The following is a 15,323-nucleotide window of genomic DNA, read 5'->3' as shown; positions in this document are numbered from 1 at the left end:
GATAGGCTGGTGCCCATGACAAGCGAGCTGCTCGATACGGCCCTCGTCGAGGAGGCCACGAAGAAGTCCGGCCTCGTCTGGGTCCAGGGCCCCGACGGCCCGGCGCGTGCACTGTGGCACGAGTGGCACGAGGGTGCCGCGTGCCTGGTCGGCGACGGGCCGGGCGAGCAGCCGCTGCCGGGCCTCGCCGACGGCTCCGAGGCGAGGGTGATGGTCCGCAGCAAGGACAAGGGCGGCCGGCTGGTCACCTGGACGGCGCGGGTCACCGAGCTCACGCCGGGCTCCGAGGCGTGGGACGCGACGGTCGCCGAGCTCAAGGGCAAACGGCTGAACGCGCCCGACGGCGAGGCCATGCCCGGGCGCTGGGCCCGCGAGTGCCGGGTGCTGCGCCTGGAGCCGACCGGGGCGACGGCGCCGCTGCCCGACGGCTCCCTGTCCGAGCCGCCCCTGCCGTCCCCGGCGCTCACCCGCCGGCCGGCCCCGGCGGGTCTGCCCCGCCTGCTGCTGAAGAAGCGCAAACGGGCCTGACGGGCTACGACGCCGGCAGCTGCTTGCCGTAGTCCACCGTCTCGTTGCGCTCCGGCTTCCTCAGGGAGAAGTCCTCGCCCCAGGCGGAGAACGTGAGCGTGCCCGCCCCACCGGCCCGCTCCAGGCGCAGCGGATACGGCTTGCCCTCCAGGGAGACCTCCAGGGTGCCGCCGGAGCCCTTGTCACCGGTGACGCGGATGGTGCGGACGCCCGCCTCCTCGTCGTGGCCGTCCGTCGCGAGCGTCCCGTGCAGGGTCAGCAGACTGTCGAGGAGGAGACCCTTGTCCGTGAAACCGCTGAACTTCTTGTACGAGGGGTCGCCCTGCGGCACCTTCACGTACTTGCCGCCGAGCTTGGAGGCCGCCGCCGCGTCCCCCTTGCCGCCGTCGCCCTTGCCGTCGCCGTGAGCCCAGAACTCGGCGTCCGCCTTGACGTAGAGCTGCTCGCCGATGCGCAGCAGCTTGAAGGTCGCGCCCTCGGAGGTGACCGAACCGTCGCCGCCGTCGTCCTTCAGCCGCACGTCGAGCGCGTAGGTCCGCCCGCCGCTGACGACGTTGCCGTGCATCCGGACCGCCCCGGCGGACTCGGCGGCCGACCGGGTCTTGCCCTGGATCTTGGCGGCGGGCAGTCTGCCGACCCCGTTGGTGCCCTCGTTCGGATCCTCCGCGCAGCCGGTGAGCACCGTTCCCGACACGAGCAGCGCGCACATCGCGCTCGCGAGTGCGGCACCGCGGCCACGGTTCTGGCGAATCGGAGTCACAGGTGGGGCTGCCTCTCTGACGGGAGACCTGAACGGCGTACCGCAGGGTACCGGGGTCGTACGGGCAGATCGGAGCCAGTCCGTCCGGACCGCCCGCCGACGCGTCACCGATCGGGACGGGCTAGCCTGAAGCCCACCCGAGCGGGCAATTCGGAAGAGACAGGCACAAGGAAAGCCACCCACACAGCCACCACGAACCACCCCGCACGAAAAGGAGCCGCGGCCATGGCAGCGGGCGCCCCCCGGATCTTCGTATCGCACCTCCAAGGTGTCGCCGTCTTCGACCCAGCCGGTGACCAGGTGGGGCGGGTGCGCGATCTGGTCGTCATGCTGCGGGTGGGGCAGCGGCCCCCGAGGCTGCTCGGCCTCGTCGTCGAACTCGCCACCCGCCGCCGCATCTTCCTGCCGATGACCCGGGTCACCGCCATCCAGTCCGGCCAGATCATCACCACCGGCGTGCTCAACGTGCGGCGCTTCGAGCAGCGGCCCACCGAGCGGCTGGTCTTCGGGGAGCTGCTGGACCGGCGGGTGACGCTCACCGAGACCGGCGAGGAGGTCACCGTCCTGGACCTGTCGGTGCATCAGCTGCCGGCCCGCCGGGAGTGGGAGATCGACCGGGTCTTCGTCCGCAAGGGCAGGAAGGGCGGTGCCTTCCGGCGCGCCAAGGGCGAGGCGCTGACCGTCGAGTGGACCGCCGTCACCGGCTTCTCGCTGGAGGAGCAGGGGCAGGGTGCCGAGAACTTGCTCGCCACCTTCGAGCAGCTGCGCCCCGCCGACCTGGCCAACGTCCTGCACCACCTCTCCTCCAAGCGCCGGGCCGAGGTCGCCGCCGCCCTCGACGACGACCGGCTCGCCGACGTCCTGGAGGAGCTGCCGGAGGACGACCAGATCGAGATCCTCGGCAAGCTGAAGCAGGAGCGCGCCGCCGACGTCCTGGAGGCCATGGACCCGGACGACGCGGCCGACCTGCTGGGCGAGCTGCCGACGGACGAGCAGGAGCGGCTGCTGAGCCTGATGCAGCCGGGCGACGCGGCCGACATGCGCCGCCTGATGTCGTACGAGGACCGCACGGCGGGAGGTCTGATGACCACCGAGCCGATCGTGCTGCGCCCGGACGCCACGGTCGCCGACGCCCTGGCCCGCGTCCGCAACGCCGACCTCTCCCCCGCCCTGGCCGCCCAGGTCTACGTCTGCCGGCCCCCCGACGAGACACCGACCGGCAAGTACCTGGGCACGGTCCACTTCCAGCGCCTGCTGCGCGAGCCACCACCGTCCCTGGTCAGCTCCATCCTGGACAGCGACCTCCAGCCGCTCGACCCCGAGGCGGAGCTGCCGGCCGTCGCCGGGTTCTTCGCCACGTACGACATGGTCGCGGCGCCCGTCGTCGACGAGGCCGGTTCGCTGCTGGGCGCGGTGACGGTGGACGACGTGCTCGACCACATGCTGCCGGAGGACTGGCGCGAGACGGAGTTCCACCTGGACGAGGAGGTGGCCACCGATGGCTCCTGAGCGCGAGAGCGTGCGCGAGCGCACCCTGGCGGGCGCCACGGCCGCCTCGCGGCCCCGCACCACCCGCCTCGACCAGCCGCTGCCGCCCCGGCGCCGGTTCCTGCCCGAGTACGACCCGGAGGCCTTCGGGCGGCTGTCGGAGCGCATCGCCCGCTTCCTGGGCACCGGCCGGTTCATCGTCTGGATGACGGTCGTGATCATCCTGTGGGTGGTGTGGAACGTCTTCGCGCCGGCGGTCCTGCGCTTCGACGAGTACCCGTTCATCTTCCTGACCCTGATGCTCTCCCTCCAGGCCTCCTACGCCGCCCCGCTGATCCTGCTCGCGCAGAACCGGCAGGACGACCGCGACCGGGTCAACCTGGAGCAGGACCGCAAGCAGAACGAGCGGTCGATCGCGGACACCGAGTACCTGACCCGCGAGATCGCCGCCCTGCGCATCGGCCTGGGCGAGGTCGCCACCCGCGACTGGATCCGCTCGGAGTTGCAGGACACGATCAAGGAACTGGAGGAACGGCACAACGGCCACCGTCACGACCCCGTCGTATTCCCGGCGGAACGGTCACGGGGACGTGACGCAGACGACCGCTGAGACGCTTTCCTAGGCACCGGTACGGCGCCGTACCATCGTCCTATGGCTACGGAAGACGCGGTGCGCGAGGCACTGGCGACGGTGAACGACCCCGAGATCCACAAGCCCATCACCGAACTCGGGATGGTCAAGTCGGTGGAGATCGGCGCGGACGGGGCGGTCGCGGTCACCGTGTACCTCACGGTCTCGGGCTGCCCGATGCGGGAGACGATCACGCAGCGCGTGACCGACGCGGTCTCGGCCGTCGAGGGCGTCACCCGCGTCGACGTCACGCTCGACGTGATGAGCGACGAGCAGCGCAAGGAGCTGGCGTCCGCCCTGCGCGGCGGCCAGACCGAGCGCGAGGTCCCCTTCGCCAAGCCGGGCAGCCTCACCCGCGTCTACGCGGTCGCCTCCGGCAAGGGCGGCGTCGGCAAGTCCTCCGTGACGGTCAACCTGGCCGCGGCGATGGCGGCCGACGGCCTCAAGGTCGGTGTCGTCGACGCCGACATCTACGGCCACTCCGTGCCGCGCATGCTGGGCGCCGACGGCCGTCCCACCCAGGTCGAGAACATGATCATGCCGCCGTCGGCGAACGGCGTGAAGGTCATCTCGATCGGCATGTTCACCCCGGGCAACGCCCCGGTCGTCTGGCGTGGCCCGATGCTCCACCGCGCCCTCCAGCAGTTCCTCGCGGACGTCTACTGGGGCGACCTGGACGTGCTGCTGCTGGACCTGCCGCCCGGCACCGGCGACATCGCCATCTCCGTGGCGCAGCTGGTCCCGAACGCCGAGATCCTGGTCGTGACGACCCCGCAGCAGGCGGCGGCCGAGGTCGCCGAGCGCGCGGGCTCCATCGCCGTCCAGACCCACCAGAAGATCGTCGGTGTGGTCGAGAACATGTCCGGCCTGCCCTGCCCGCACTGCGACGAGATGGTCGACGTCTTCGGCACGGGCGGCGGTCAGACGGTCGCCGACGGCCTCACCCGCACGACCGGCGCGACCGTCCCCGTCCTCGGCAGCATCCCCATCGACGTCCGCCTGCGCGAGGGCGGCGACGACGGCAGGCCGGTCGTCCTGACCGACCCCGACTCCCCCGCGGGCTCGGCCCTGCGCGCGATCGCCGGCAAGCTGGGAGGCCGCCAGCGCGGCCTCTCGGGCCTGTCCCTGGGCATCACCCCGCGGAACAAGTTCTAGATCGCGACGCCCCTGGGGGCATGGCAGCCCCCTCGGGGGCGCGGGGAACTGCGCGACAGGCCACCACGCACCCGCACCCGCCCCAGGGCTCAGGCAACACGGCGATGGGGCGCCGAAAACCCGGCGCCCCTCCGAATCACGCGTAGGCGGCGATGTCCTTGACCACGGCGAAGCCGAGCCCGTACGCACTCATGCCCCGCCCGTACGCCCCGACGTGAACCCCCGCCGACGTGGACCCGGCCAGCACCCAGCCGAACTCGGACTCCCGGTAGTGGAACACCGTCGGCACCCCGTCCACCGGCAGCGACAGCGTCGACCAGTCGTCCCCCTCCAGGTCGTCCGCCAGCACCCACGCCGTCTCGGTCTGCTGCTCCAGCCAGTCGTCCCGCAGCGTGTGGTCCATCTGCCCGGGCCAGGTGAAGGACAGCAGCCCCACCCCCGCGAGCCACGCCGCCGAGGACACCGAGGTGGCCTCCAGGAACCCCGTTCCGTCCGCCGTGCGCCGTGAGGGGTTCGCCGCCACGGTCACCACGACCGCGAACTTCTCCTTGGCGTCCTGATCGCCGCCCGCCGCGTGCTCGTTGCGCACCGTGGGTTCGTCCCCGTGTCCGATCGACCCGTGTTCCACGGCCCCGTCGGCCGTCATACCGACCTGCATCAGCCATCGCGGTCCCGTGAAGGCCTCGTCGAGGCCGTACCACGGGAAGGACGCACGCAAGTAGCCGTCGACCGTACGCCGGGCGGAGGGGACCTGTTGTCCACCCTCCGCGGCCGGCGCCTGCTCGACTGCCCGACTCGTCGTCTCCATGTGCCCGGACGCCTCCTCGCTCTAGTCGGACCGGAACGGCCCGCCCCCCTTCGGGCGTACTCGTCACGGTCCGCACAACAACTCGGCAGCATAGCCACACCGCTGCGAGCAGCAGGGAAAGCGCCCGGCGCGTGGGCCGCACGGGCGCCCGGTTCAGGCCGTAGACAGCCCGACCGGAGTATGAAACGCGTCACGCGCGCGGGGGCGTACGCCCCTGGGCGACTCGCTCAGGTGGCGTCCGCGTCGAACGGCGGCCGGTCGTCCGCGGCGGGCGTCTCCGGCTTCTTGGTCATGTCGACGCGGCCACCGGAGGAGCCGGTGGACGACGCGGAGGACGTGTCGGAGTCACGGCTGTGGACGGCGTCGGTGACCTCGGCCATCTCCTTCTTGAGGTCGAAGCCGTTGCGGATCTCCTTGAGCCCCAGGTCCTCGTTGTCCAGCTGCTTGCGGATGAACGTCTTGGGGTTGAGATCCTCGAATTCGAAGTCCTTGAACTCCGGGCCGAGTTCCTCCCGGATGTCGTTCTTGGCGCTCTCCGAGAACTCACGGATCTTCCGGATCGTGCGCGTCACGTCCTGGATGACCTTGGGGAGCTTGTCCGGACCGAAGACGAGCACGGCGAGGACGATGAGCGTCACCAGCTCGAGTGGTCCTATGTCATTGAACACCTGAAGCTCCTAGCGATGTCCTCGGTCCTCGGCCCTCGTGGTCGGGGCGGGTCTCGCCGTGGTCCGGGCCGGATCCACGGTACCCGGCGATCCCGTCCGACCGGTACTGTCCCGGGACCTCCGAGTGCGGGAGGTGGGAGCGCTTTCCCGATTGTTTGCCTCGTTGGTCCCTTGTGGGACCTGTTGCGGCGTCTTGGCGAGTCCCCGGCCTCATGGCCTCAGCCATCGGACGATCCGAGGACGAGCGAGACCTTCCGTTCCTTGTCGCCGCGCTCGACGGTCAGCTCCAGCCGGTCGCCGGGGCGGTGCGCACGGGTCTTGACGATCAGTTCCTCACCGGAGTGCACCCGCAGGCCGTCGACCTCCGTGATGACGTCGCCCGGCTTGATCCCGGCCTTGGCACCGGGGCCGCCCGGGGTGACCGGCGCTCCGCCCTCGTTGCCCTTCGCGGCGACGCGCGCACCGTCGCCCGAGTAGTTCATGTCCAGGGTGATGCCGATGACCGGGTGGGTCGCCTTCCCGGTGTTGATCAGCTCTTCCGCGACGCGCTTTCCCTGGTTGATGGGGATGGCGAAGCCGAGGCCTATCGAGCCGGACTGGCCGCTGTCCTGCGTGGAGCCGCTGCCCGCCGAGCGGATGGCCGAGTTGATGCCGATCACCCGGGCCCGGGCGTCGAGCAGGGGCCCGCCGGAGTTGCCGGGGTTGATGGGCGCGTCGGTCTGCAGCGCGTCGACGTACGACACGTCGCTGCCGTCGCCCTTCTCGCCACCGGCGGTGATGGGCCGCTGCTTGGCGCTGATGATGCCGGAGGTGACCGTGCCGGCCAGGTCGAAGGGGGCGCCGATGGCCACGACCGGGTCGCCGACCTGCACGTTGTCCGAGTTGCCGAGGGGCAGCGGGGTGAGTCCGCCGACACCCTTCACCCTCACGACGGCGAGGTCGTAGCCGCTGTCCCGGCCGACGACCTCGGCCTTGGCGGTCTGCCCGCCGTTGAAGGTCACGGTGATCTCGCCGCCCGAGCCGCCGGGCTGCACGACGTGGTTGTTGGTCAGGATGTGCCCGCGGGTGTCGAGCACGAAGCCGGTGCCCGTGCCCTGCTCGCCGGAGCCGCTGACATGCAGGGTGACCACGCTGGGCAGGGCCCGCCCGGCGATCCCGGCCACACTGTCCGCGTCCCGCCCCGAGGCCTCCTTCCCGGCCTGCGGCAGCTCGACAGTCCCCACGCCGCCGTTCCGCTCCAGATACGTCCCGACGACGCCGCCGAAGCCCCCGGACACGAGCGCGAGCAGCACGGCTCCCAGCACCAGGGCCTTCCTGCCGCGCTTGCGCCGCTGCTCCGTGCTGAGCACGGCGGCGCCGTTCTGCTGGAAGGGGCCGTGTCCCCCGGCGGCGGGAGCGGCCCAGGGGTCGTAGCGCTGCCAGGGGTCGGGGGCAGGAGCGGGGGCAGGCGCGGGTGTGGGGGCAGGCGTGGGCGCCGGGGGCTCGGCATGGACCGGGGCGGCCGGAACGGGCGCGGGGGCGCCGGGCGGCGGCATGTCGGCGGGCACAGGCGGCGTGCCCGGCCCGGCCGGAGTGCCCGGCACAGTCGGCTGGCCCGGGATCGCCCCGCCCCGCACCGCGGGCGCCGGGGCGGCCGCTGGAGCCGCTGTGGCCCCTGTCGCCGGGTGCTGGACGGGCGGGGCGGGTGCCCAGGGGCCGGGTTCGCCGTAGGGCGGGGTGCTGTACGGGTCGGGGTCGTGCAGCGGCTTCGGAGCCCCCTCGACCGGTGCGGCCGTCGAGGCGACGGGAGACGCGGGGGCGGAGGCGACCGGAATCTCCCGCTCGCCCTCCCGGGCAGCGGGGACCGGGGCGGCGGCCTCCACAGGCGCCTCGCCGGAGGCGGTCGATGCGGCGGCCGGGGGCGTCTCGGGGCGCCTCAACTCGTAGTCACCGTCCTCCTCGGCCCGAGCCGCGGGACGGGCCAGCTCGAAGTCACCGTCCCCGTCCTGCGGCCGTGGACGGCTCCACCACTTCGCCTTCGTGGGCTTCCCCTCGTTCATGCTCTCCCCACAGCCGCGGCACGGCTCGTCGCGGTGGCCGCAGTTCGTCGAATCGGCGCCCGGCCACACCTCGGCGGCGGGCGACAACCCCCGGATTCAATCAGGTTCGCGGGCCACCGCGCAGAGCCCGGTCAGTGAGCCGTGCGCGAGGAGGCGGAGGACGAGGGGGACGGGGACGGGTCGGGAAGGGGCGCGGCGAACAGGGGGGCCGCCATCTCGGGGACCGACGACCACGAGGTCAGGGCGGCCGGTGTGGCCGCTTCGAGCGGTCGTATCAGCGGGGACATGACCGCGGCACCGGCCATCACCGGGGCGGTCAGCGCGTGCAGCGCCTGGTGCCGGGGGGTGGACGGCACCCCGGGCAGCAGCGGGGCGGACACCTCGGTCGGGGCGACCGGGACGTGGCCGAGCATGTTCTGGCCGTGCACCTGCCCGAGCAGCGGTGCCGTGCGGCGGCGCTGGGATTCGGGCGGGGTGGCGGCGCCGGTGCCCTGGGTGCGCAGCGGTGTCACGTTGCTTCCGGCGCCCTGGCCGCCGCGGGCCTCGGTGTCGGCCGGGGCGACCGTGCTGACGCCGCCGAGCGCGATCGCGGCCAGGGAGACGGCACCGGCGGCCGCGAAGGCGAACCGCAGCCGCGAGGAGGACCGGTCGCCGTCGGGCCGGCCGGCGTCATGGATGCGGAACCCCCTCCCCGAGGGGAGGCCGCGGTGCCCGGAGGGCAGACCGCCGGTGTCGGAGGGGAGGCTCCGGTCCCCCGGGGAGGCGGGCAGCACGGGCAGGTGCGGCCGGGACGGCGCGTACCCGAAGTCGAACCGCTCGCGTTTCACGCCGAAGGCGCCGGACGATCCGAACCGTCCGCTCACGCCTCCGGGCAGCCCTGCGCCGCCCGGCGGTGTGGCATCACCGTCCGGGCCGCCGCCCGCGGGTAGTCCCTGCAGGCGGGCCAGGAAACTCTCGGACGGGGGCGGCGGAGCCGCCTCCGCGAAGACGTTCTTCAGCCGGCGCTGGGCGTCCACCTCCGCCTTGCACTTCGGGCAGGTGGCCACATGCGCCAGTACGCGCTCACGCGCGTCATGACCGAGCTCTCCGTCCACCAGGGCGGAGAGTCGGTCTCCCAGATGCTGCTCTGCGAGGTGACCCTCGGAGGCTTTCGGCCGAGATCCGCTCACGCGCTCGCGCCCCCTCCTCCCAGGGCCGGGACACGGGGCACGAAGGAGCGGCGCTCGGCACGCGCCTGCGGGGAGCGGTGCGCGAGGGCCTTGCGCAGCTGCGAGCGCCCACGGTGGATCCGCGAGCGGACCGTGCCGAGCTTGACGCCGAGGGTCGCGGCGATCTCCTCGTACGACAGCCCCTCGATGTCGCACAGGACGACCGCGGCGCGGAACTCGGGGGCCAGGGTGTCGAGGGCCTGCTGGACGTCGGCGTCGAAGTGCGCGTCGTTGAAGACCTGCTGCGGGGTGGGCTCCTTGCTGGGCAGCCGCTCGGCCGCGTCCTCGCCGAGCGCGTCGAACCGGATGCGCTGCTTGCGGCGGACCATGTCCAGGAAGAGGTTCGTGGTGATGCGGTGCAGCCAGCCCTCGAAGGTGCCCGGCGTGTAGGTCGACAGGGAGCGGAAGACGCGGACGAAGACCTCTTGCGTGAGGTCCTCCGCGTCGTGCTGGTTGCCGGTCAGACGGTAGGCGAGCCGGTAGACCCGGCCGCTGTGCGTGCTGACGATCTCCTCCCACGTGGGCGGAGTCCACGCCTGCCCGTCCGCGTCGGTGGTGAAGGTCGCGGTCTGGGCGAAGTCAGCGGCGTGACTGTGGTCAGCAGCGGTGTCGTTCACGGATGTCGGCCTGCCCGCCGATCCGAGGAGGCGCCGGAGCACTCCTCCACGATCCACAGGCGCAGCCGCACCTCCCCTGTCAGCTCTGGTGGTGTCCAGTGGAGCCCCTACCATAGCCACCTCGCCCGTTAGGACCGGATAAGCGGTTTTACGAGAATTTGATGTGGGTGGATACCCCTCGTACTGCTGCGTCGGCACTTGCTCGCCGCTCCGATCCACCGCTCGCCCCCCGTCCCGGCCCACGCCGCTTGCTCATCCCTTTAAACGACCGGTCCCATCTGCGGGTTCCCGTGCCCAACGGATACAGTCACGCCGAGGCATTCACGGGGACAGGAGAGGGTCATTACCGGCAACCGGCAGACGAGCTGGGCGTTCGCCGACGCCTATGTCGCCGAGGACGAAGCGCTGCACTGGGCCCGGGACCGCGCCCGTGACGCAGGGCTGCGCTCGGTGACGCCCGGCACGGGCGCCGCGCTGCGGTTGCTGGCCGCGTCGGTCGACGCGAAGGCCGTCGCGGAGATCGGGACCGGCTGCGGCGTCTCCGGGATCCACCTCCTGCACGGTATGCGGCCCGACGGCGTCCTGACGACCGTGGACCCCGAGCCCGAGCACCAGCAGTTCGCCCGGCAGGCCTTCCGTGCCTCCGGCTTCGCCAGCAACCGGGCCCGCTTCATCCCGGGCCGCGCCCTGGACGTGCTGCCGCGCCTCGCGGACGCCGGCTACGACCTGGTGTTCTGCGACGGTGACCGCCTGGAGGTCATGGACTACCTCGCTGAATCGTTGCGGCTGCTGCGCACCGGCGGGCTGGTCGTCTTCGAGGGCGCCTTCGCCAACGGCCGGACGGTCGACTCCGGTCCGCAGCCGACCGAGGTGCTGCGCCTTCGGGAACTGCTGCGCGCGGTGCGCGAGAGCCAGGAGCTGGTGCCGTCCCTGCTGCCGGTGGGCGACGGGCTGCTGTGCGCGGTGAAACGCTAGGGCCGCACGTTAGCCGTGCGGGAACCTGGGCAGGCGCATGTCGTCAGCGGGAAAAACAGCCGCCCCGGCACCACCTGGGATGCCGGGGCAACTGAAAGGGTATGGTCGCTTGCGCGTCAGCCGACGACCTTCTTGAGGGCGTCGCCGAGCGCGTCGGCCTCGTCCGGGGTCAGCTCGACGACGAGCCGACCGCCGCCTTCGAGCGGAACGCGCATGACGATGCCCCGCCCCTCCTTGGTCACCTCGAGCGGGCCATCACCCGTTCGCGGCTTCATGGCCGCCATGCTCGTTCCCCTTCCTGAAACCCAGCTCATCGTCAAAGCCGACGGCCCCTGAGAAGGGCACACGTGCGGCCCTTGTGGCAGGACACGCGACACCGGCATCGAACACATTGCTTCCAAGCCATTATCCCGCATCTCAGGACCCGATGACCAACATCAGTAGGCATCGCTTGGGCAACGCACACGAGCAAAACCACTCAATTCGGCGATGAGACTGCGATACTCCGCCACCGCACACACGTCCGCCGAACGAATCCGGGCGAGAATTCTTTGACGCAGGTCACACGTCCGGTCCGGTTCCCCGTCGGCGATCTCCGTCATGCTGTCCTCCAGACCCGGGGCGTACCGGCCGGTACGCCCCCGATTCGCGACTCGGAGGGGATACGCCATGACCGACACCGTGCTCTACGAGGTGAGCGACGGACTCGCGACGATCACGCTGAACCGCCCGGAGGCGATGAACGCGCTGAACGTGGCGGCCAAGGTCGCCCTGCGGGAGGCGGTCCGGTCCGCGGCGGACGACCCGGCCGTGCGGGCGGTGCTGCTGACCGCCGCCGGTGACCGGGCGTTCTGCGTCGGACAGGACCTCAAGGAGCACATCGGCCTGCTGGCGGCGGACCGGGAGACCGGGTCGGGGCAGACCATGAGCACCGTACGGGAGCACTACAACCCGATCGTGCGGGCGCTGGCCGGGGCGGGGAAGCCGGTCGTCGCGGCGGTGAACGGGGTGGCGGCCGGGGCGGGCTTCGGCTTCGCGCTCGCCGCGGACTACCGGATCGTGGCGGACACGGCGTCGTTCAACACCTCGTTCGCCGGTGTCGCCCTGACCGCGGACTCGGGTATCTCCTGGACCCTGCCGAGGGTCGTCGGCCCGGGGCGCGCCACCGACCTGCTGCTCTTCCCGCGGACCATCAGCGCGCAGGAGGCGTACGAGCTGGGGGTGGCGAACCGCCTGGTGCCCGCCGGTGAGCTGCGGGCCGAGGCCGAGAAGGTGGCGCGGGCGCTGGCCGAGGGGCCGACGGTGGCGCTGGCGGCGCTGAAGGAGTCGGTGGCGTACGGGCTGTCGCACTCCCTGGAGGAGACGCTGGAGAAGGAGGACGAGCTCCAGACCCGGGCCGGCTCCTCCGAGGACCACGCGATCGCGGTGCAGGCCTTCGTCAACAAGGAGAAGCCGAAGTATCTGGGCCGGTGAGCTCGGGGTGGTGCGGCGCCGTCGGGGGCTGCGGGTTCTGCGTACGTGATCGCGCCCACGCGGCGGAGCCGCACAGGGACTCAGCCCCGCGCCCCTGAGGAGGCGCCCCTCACCACGCACGCCGCCAGGTGATCGTCCACCAAGCCGCACGCCTGCATCAGCGCGTACGCCGTCGTCGGCCCGACGAAGCGCAGGCCCCGCTTCTTCAGCGCCTTGGACAGCGCCGTCGACTCCGGGGTGACCGGCGGGACGTCGGCGAGGGTCTTCGGGGCCGGGCGGCCGGCCGGGTCGGGGGCGTGGGACCAGATCAGCTCGTCCAGCTCACCCGGGGACCAGGCGGTCAGCTCACGCGCGTTGGCGAGGGTCGCGTCGATCTTCGCGCGGTTGCGGATGATGCCGGCGTCGGCCAGCAGCCGCTCGCGGTCCTCGTCGGTGAAGGCGGCGACCGACGCGATCTTGAAGTCGGCGAAGGCGGCGCGGAAGCCGGGGCGGCGGCGCAGGATCGTGATCCAGGAGAGGCCGGACTGGAAGGCCTCCAGGCTGAGCCGTTCGAACAGGGCGTCGTCGCCGTGGACCGGGCGGCCCCACTCCTCGTCGTGGTACGCCACGTACTCCGGGGCGGACAGGGCCCAGGGGCAGCGCAGCGCGCCGTCCGGGCCGGGCCGGGCGGTCCCGTCGCTCACGGCCGGTCCTCCGGCCGCTTGTCCATGGACACGTGGTTCTCCCCGGAGGCGTGCGCAGGACCGGAGGCGTGCACCGGGCCGTGGGTGGCGGCCGAGCGGGCACCGGCCAGGGCCGACTCCAGGTCGGCGATGCGGGCGTCCCGCTCGGCGAGCTCGGCGCCCAGGCGGCCGAGGGCGTCGTCCACGTCGGCCATGCGGTAGCCGCGGGCGGCGAGCGGGAAGCGCAGGCCCTCCACGTCGGCGCGGTCGACCGGGCGGTCCGGGGGCAGTGGGTCCCGCAGCCGCTCGGGGGCGGCCTCGGGGAGTGGGCCGTTCTCACCGCCGCCCACCACGGCGAGCGTCACCGCGCCGACCACGACGACGAGCGCGACGACCAGGAACAGGAACATAACCATCGCGGGGCCCCCACGGTCGGATGGATCGGACTCCCCGGGAGTCCAGCGAGTCGGATGTTGTCAGGCTCCGATCGTGCCATGCGAGTCCGGCGGTTAGGGTCACAGGCGGCGGAAGACGGCTCGTACCAGGAGAGGTCACAGGGGATGCTCAGGCTGGGCAGGCGGGAATTCGGGACGCACGAGCCGGTGATCATGGCGATCGTGAACCGCACCCCGGACTCCTTCTACGACCAGGGCGCCACCTTCCGCGACGAGCCGGCCCTCGCGCGCGTGGAGCAGGCCGTGGCCGAGGGCGCCGCGATCATCGACATCGGCGGGGTCAAGGCAGGGCCGGGCGAGGAGGTCACGGCCGAGGAGGAGGCCCGGCGCACGGTCGGGTTCGTCGCGGAGGTGCGGCGGCGTTTCCCCGACGTGATCATCAGCGTGGACACCTGGCGGGCCGAGGTCGGCGAGGCCGTGTGCGAGGCCGGGGCCGATGTGCTGAACGACGCGTGGGGCGGTGTCGATCCGGGGCTGGCCGAGGTCGCCGCACGCTACGGGGTGGGGCTGGTGTGCACCCACGCCGGCGGGGCGGAGCCTCGGACGCGGCCGCACCGGATCGAGTACGACGACGTCATGGCCGACATCCTGGACGTGACGGTCGGGCTGGCCGAGCGGGCGCTCGCGCTGGGCGTGCCGCGGGAGTCGATCATGATCGACCCGGGGCACGACTTCGGGAAGAGCACGCGGCACAGCCTGGAGGCGACGCGGCGGCTGGACGAGATGGTCGCCACGGGGTGGCCGGTGCTGGTGTCGCTGTCCAACAAGGACTTCGTCGGGGAGACGCTGGACCGGCCCGTGAAGGAACGGGTCGTGGGGACGCTGGCGACGACGGCGGTGTCCGCGTGGCTGGGGGCGCAGGTGTACCGGGTGCACGAGGTCGCCGAGACGCGGCAGGTGCTGGACATGGTCTCGGCGATCGCGGGGCATCGGGGTCCCGCCGTTGCCCGGCGAGGGTTGGCCTAGCCCGGGTACCAGGAACCCCCTGGACCCCCGGACCTTTGCCCACCCCCGCCCGACACGGTCCGACAGAAGGCCGGGCTCGAGAAGCCTCCTAGCGGCCCGCCTCCTTGGACACCAGGGCCACCGCCTCGTCCACGTCGTCCGTCACATGGAACAGCAGCAGGTCCTTCTCCGACGCCTTGCCCTGGGCGATCACCGTGTCGCGGAGCCAGTCGACCAGACCGCCCCAGTAGTCGCTGCCGAACAGGACGATCGGGAAGCGCGTCACCTTCTGGGTCTGGACCAGCGTGAGGGCCTCGAAGAGCTCGTCGAGGGTGCCGAGGCCACCGGGCAGGACGACGAAGCCCTGGGCGTACTTGACGAACATCATCTTCCGCACGAAGAAGTAGCGGAAGTTCAGGCCGATGTCGACGTACGGGTTGAGTCCCTGCTCGAAGGGCAGCTCGATGCCGAGGCCGACCGAGATGCCCTTCGCCTCCAGGGCGCCCTTGTTGGCCGCCTCCATCGCGCCCGGGCCGCCGCCCGTGATGACGGCGAAGCCCGCGTCGACCAGGCCCTGACCCAGCCGGACGCCCGCCTCGTACTCGGGCGAGTCCGCCGGGGTCCGGGCCGAGCCGAACACGCTGATCGCGGGCGGGAGTTCGGCGAGCGTGCCGAAGCCCTCGATGAACTCCGACTGGATGCGCAGCACCCGCCACGGGTCGGTGTGGACCCAGTCGGAGGGGGCCCGCTCGTCCAGCAGCCGCTGGTCGGTGGTGCTGGCCTGCACCTGGTCCCGCCTCTGGAGGACCGGGCCCAGGCGCTTCTCCTCCGGCGGCTGCTTCTTCCCCTCGGGGTTGCCGGTCGCCATGTGCGCTCCCTCCGTCGTGCCTGTTTTTCCACCTCAGCGTAGT

At 72.2% G+C, this 15,323-nt stretch carries 18 protein-coding genes; 7 read left to right on the top strand and 11 right to left on the bottom strand.

The window, feature by feature from the left end:
* The first annotated feature begins 15 nt into the window (after positions 1-15).
* Entirely contained in the window at positions 16-528 is a 513-nt protein-coding gene (locus ACFZDE_RS13160; protein WP_391199813.1) for a hypothetical protein, read from the top strand.
* A 4-nt stretch (positions 529-532) separates the two neighbouring features.
* Here the strand turns inward: ACFZDE_RS13160 and ACFZDE_RS13155 are convergent, their stop codons facing one another.
* Positions 533-1,288 (bottom strand): hypothetical protein, encoded by a 756-nt coding sequence (locus ACFZDE_RS13155; protein WP_391199811.1) that lies wholly within the window; start codon positions 1,286-1,288, stop codon positions 533-535.
* Positions 1,289-1,513: 225 nt separating this feature from the next.
* Here ACFZDE_RS13155 and ACFZDE_RS13150 point away from each other — a divergent pair, with 225 nt between their 5' ends.
* The 3 genes from ACFZDE_RS13150 to ACFZDE_RS13140 are packed head-to-tail and all read left to right on the top strand — an operon-like array spanning position 1,514 to position 4,562.
* Positions 1,514-2,797: a magnesium transporter MgtE N-terminal domain-containing protein gene (locus tag ACFZDE_RS13150; protein ID WP_390993740.1), complete on the top strand. Its 1,284-nt coding sequence runs from the start codon at positions 1,514-1,516 to the stop codon at positions 2,795-2,797.
* Positions 2,787-3,386 carry a DUF1003 domain-containing protein gene (locus ACFZDE_RS13145; protein WP_390993739.1) on the top strand — a complete coding sequence of 200 codons (600 nt, stop codon included), beginning with the start codon at positions 2,787-2,789 and terminating at the stop codon, positions 3,384-3,386. Before ACFZDE_RS13150 ends, ACFZDE_RS13145 begins: the two co-directional genes overlap by 11 nt.
* A 42-nt stretch (positions 3,387-3,428) precedes the next feature.
* Positions 3,429-4,562, top strand: coding sequence for a P-loop NTPase (locus ACFZDE_RS13140; RefSeq protein WP_390993738.1), 1,134 nt, complete (start codon positions 3,429-3,431; stop codon positions 4,560-4,562).
* 136 nt (positions 4,563-4,698) lie between these two features.
* Here the strand turns inward: ACFZDE_RS13140 and ACFZDE_RS13135 are convergent, their stop codons facing one another.
* The 5 genes from ACFZDE_RS13135 to sigE form a co-directional block, all read right to left on the bottom strand.
* Positions 4,699-5,370, bottom strand: coding sequence for a hypothetical protein (locus ACFZDE_RS13135; RefSeq protein WP_391199809.1), 672 nt, complete (start codon positions 5,368-5,370; stop codon positions 4,699-4,701).
* A 227-nt stretch (positions 5,371-5,597) separates the two neighbouring features.
* Entirely contained in the window at positions 5,598-6,038 is a 441-nt protein-coding gene (locus tag ACFZDE_RS13130; protein ID WP_390993736.1) for a sec-independent translocase, read from the bottom strand.
* A gap of 218 nt (positions 6,039-6,256) precedes the next feature.
* On the bottom strand, positions 6,257-8,077 hold the full coding sequence (locus tag ACFZDE_RS13125) for a trypsin-like peptidase domain-containing protein (RefSeq protein ID WP_391199807.1): 1,821 nt from the start codon (positions 8,075-8,077) through the stop codon (positions 6,257-6,259).
* Positions 8,078-8,208: 131 nt separating this feature from the next.
* Entirely contained in the window at positions 8,209-9,246 is a 1,038-nt protein-coding gene (locus ACFZDE_RS13120; protein WP_391199805.1) for a zf-HC2 domain-containing protein, read from the bottom strand.
* A complete protein-coding gene (gene sigE, locus ACFZDE_RS13115; protein ID WP_390993733.1) occupies positions 9,243-10,016 on the bottom strand; it encodes an RNA polymerase sigma factor SigE in 774 nt (257 codons plus the stop codon). Before sigE ends, ACFZDE_RS13120 begins: the two co-directional genes overlap by 4 nt.
* A 162-nt stretch (positions 10,017-10,178) precedes the next feature.
* On the opposite strand from sigE, the gene ACFZDE_RS13110 reads away from it, so the two are divergent.
* A complete protein-coding gene (locus ACFZDE_RS13110; RefSeq protein WP_390993955.1) occupies positions 10,179-10,877 on the top strand; it encodes a class I SAM-dependent methyltransferase in 699 nt (232 codons plus the stop codon).
* Between the two features lie 116 nt (positions 10,878-10,993).
* Here the strand turns inward: ACFZDE_RS13110 and ACFZDE_RS13105 are convergent, their stop codons facing one another.
* Together ACFZDE_RS13105 and ACFZDE_RS13100 are read right to left on the bottom strand one after the other, a co-directional pair.
* Positions 10,994-11,161: a DUF3117 domain-containing protein gene (locus ACFZDE_RS13105; protein ID WP_003966491.1), complete on the bottom strand. Its 168-nt coding sequence runs from the start codon at positions 11,159-11,161 to the stop codon at positions 10,994-10,996.
* A 153-nt stretch (positions 11,162-11,314) separates the two neighbouring features.
* Positions 11,315-11,479: a hypothetical protein gene (locus ACFZDE_RS13100; RefSeq protein ID WP_390993732.1), complete on the bottom strand. Its 165-nt coding sequence runs from the start codon at positions 11,477-11,479 to the stop codon at positions 11,315-11,317.
* A 67-nt stretch (positions 11,480-11,546) separates the two neighbouring features.
* Here ACFZDE_RS13100 and ACFZDE_RS13095 point away from each other — a divergent pair, with 67 nt between their 5' ends.
* Complete coding sequence (locus tag ACFZDE_RS13095; RefSeq protein ID WP_390993731.1) at positions 11,547-12,350, top strand: enoyl-CoA hydratase-related protein; 804 nt, start codon at positions 11,547-11,549, stop codon at positions 12,348-12,350.
* 80 nt (positions 12,351-12,430) lie between these two features.
* Here the strand turns inward: ACFZDE_RS13095 and ACFZDE_RS13090 are convergent, their stop codons facing one another.
* Together ACFZDE_RS13090 and ACFZDE_RS13085 are read right to left on the bottom strand one after the other, a co-directional pair.
* Positions 12,431-13,033: a DNA-3-methyladenine glycosylase I gene (locus ACFZDE_RS13090; protein WP_391199804.1), complete on the bottom strand. Its 603-nt coding sequence runs from the start codon at positions 13,031-13,033 to the stop codon at positions 12,431-12,433.
* The gene (locus ACFZDE_RS13085; RefSeq protein WP_391199802.1) at positions 13,030-13,428 is read right to left on the bottom strand and encodes a DivIVA domain-containing protein; all 399 of its coding nucleotides are present in this window, start codon (positions 13,426-13,428) and stop codon (positions 13,030-13,032) included. The genes ACFZDE_RS13090 and ACFZDE_RS13085 overlap by 4 nt, the downstream gene beginning before the upstream one ends.
* Positions 13,429-13,572: 144 nt before the next feature.
* Between ACFZDE_RS13085 and folP the strand changes: the two genes are divergently transcribed.
* Positions 13,573-14,433 (top strand): dihydropteroate synthase, encoded by an 861-nt coding sequence (gene folP / locus ACFZDE_RS13080; protein ID WP_391199799.1) that lies wholly within the window; start codon positions 13,573-13,575, stop codon positions 14,431-14,433.
* Positions 14,434-14,521: 88 nt separating this feature from the next.
* Here the strand turns inward: folP and ACFZDE_RS13075 are convergent, their stop codons facing one another.
* On the bottom strand, positions 14,522-15,280 hold the full coding sequence (locus ACFZDE_RS13075) for a TIGR00730 family Rossman fold protein (RefSeq protein ID WP_189592074.1): 759 nt from the start codon (positions 15,278-15,280) through the stop codon (positions 14,522-14,524).
* Between the last annotated feature and the right edge of the window lie 43 nt (positions 15,281-15,323).

Source organism: Streptomyces sp. NPDC007929 (assembly GCF_042959065.1).
Classification (GTDB): domain Bacteria; phylum Actinomycetota; class Actinomycetes; order Streptomycetales; family Streptomycetaceae; genus Streptomyces.
Note: the sequence above shows the minus strand (reverse complement) of the source record. Positions and strands in the feature narration are given on the sequence as shown.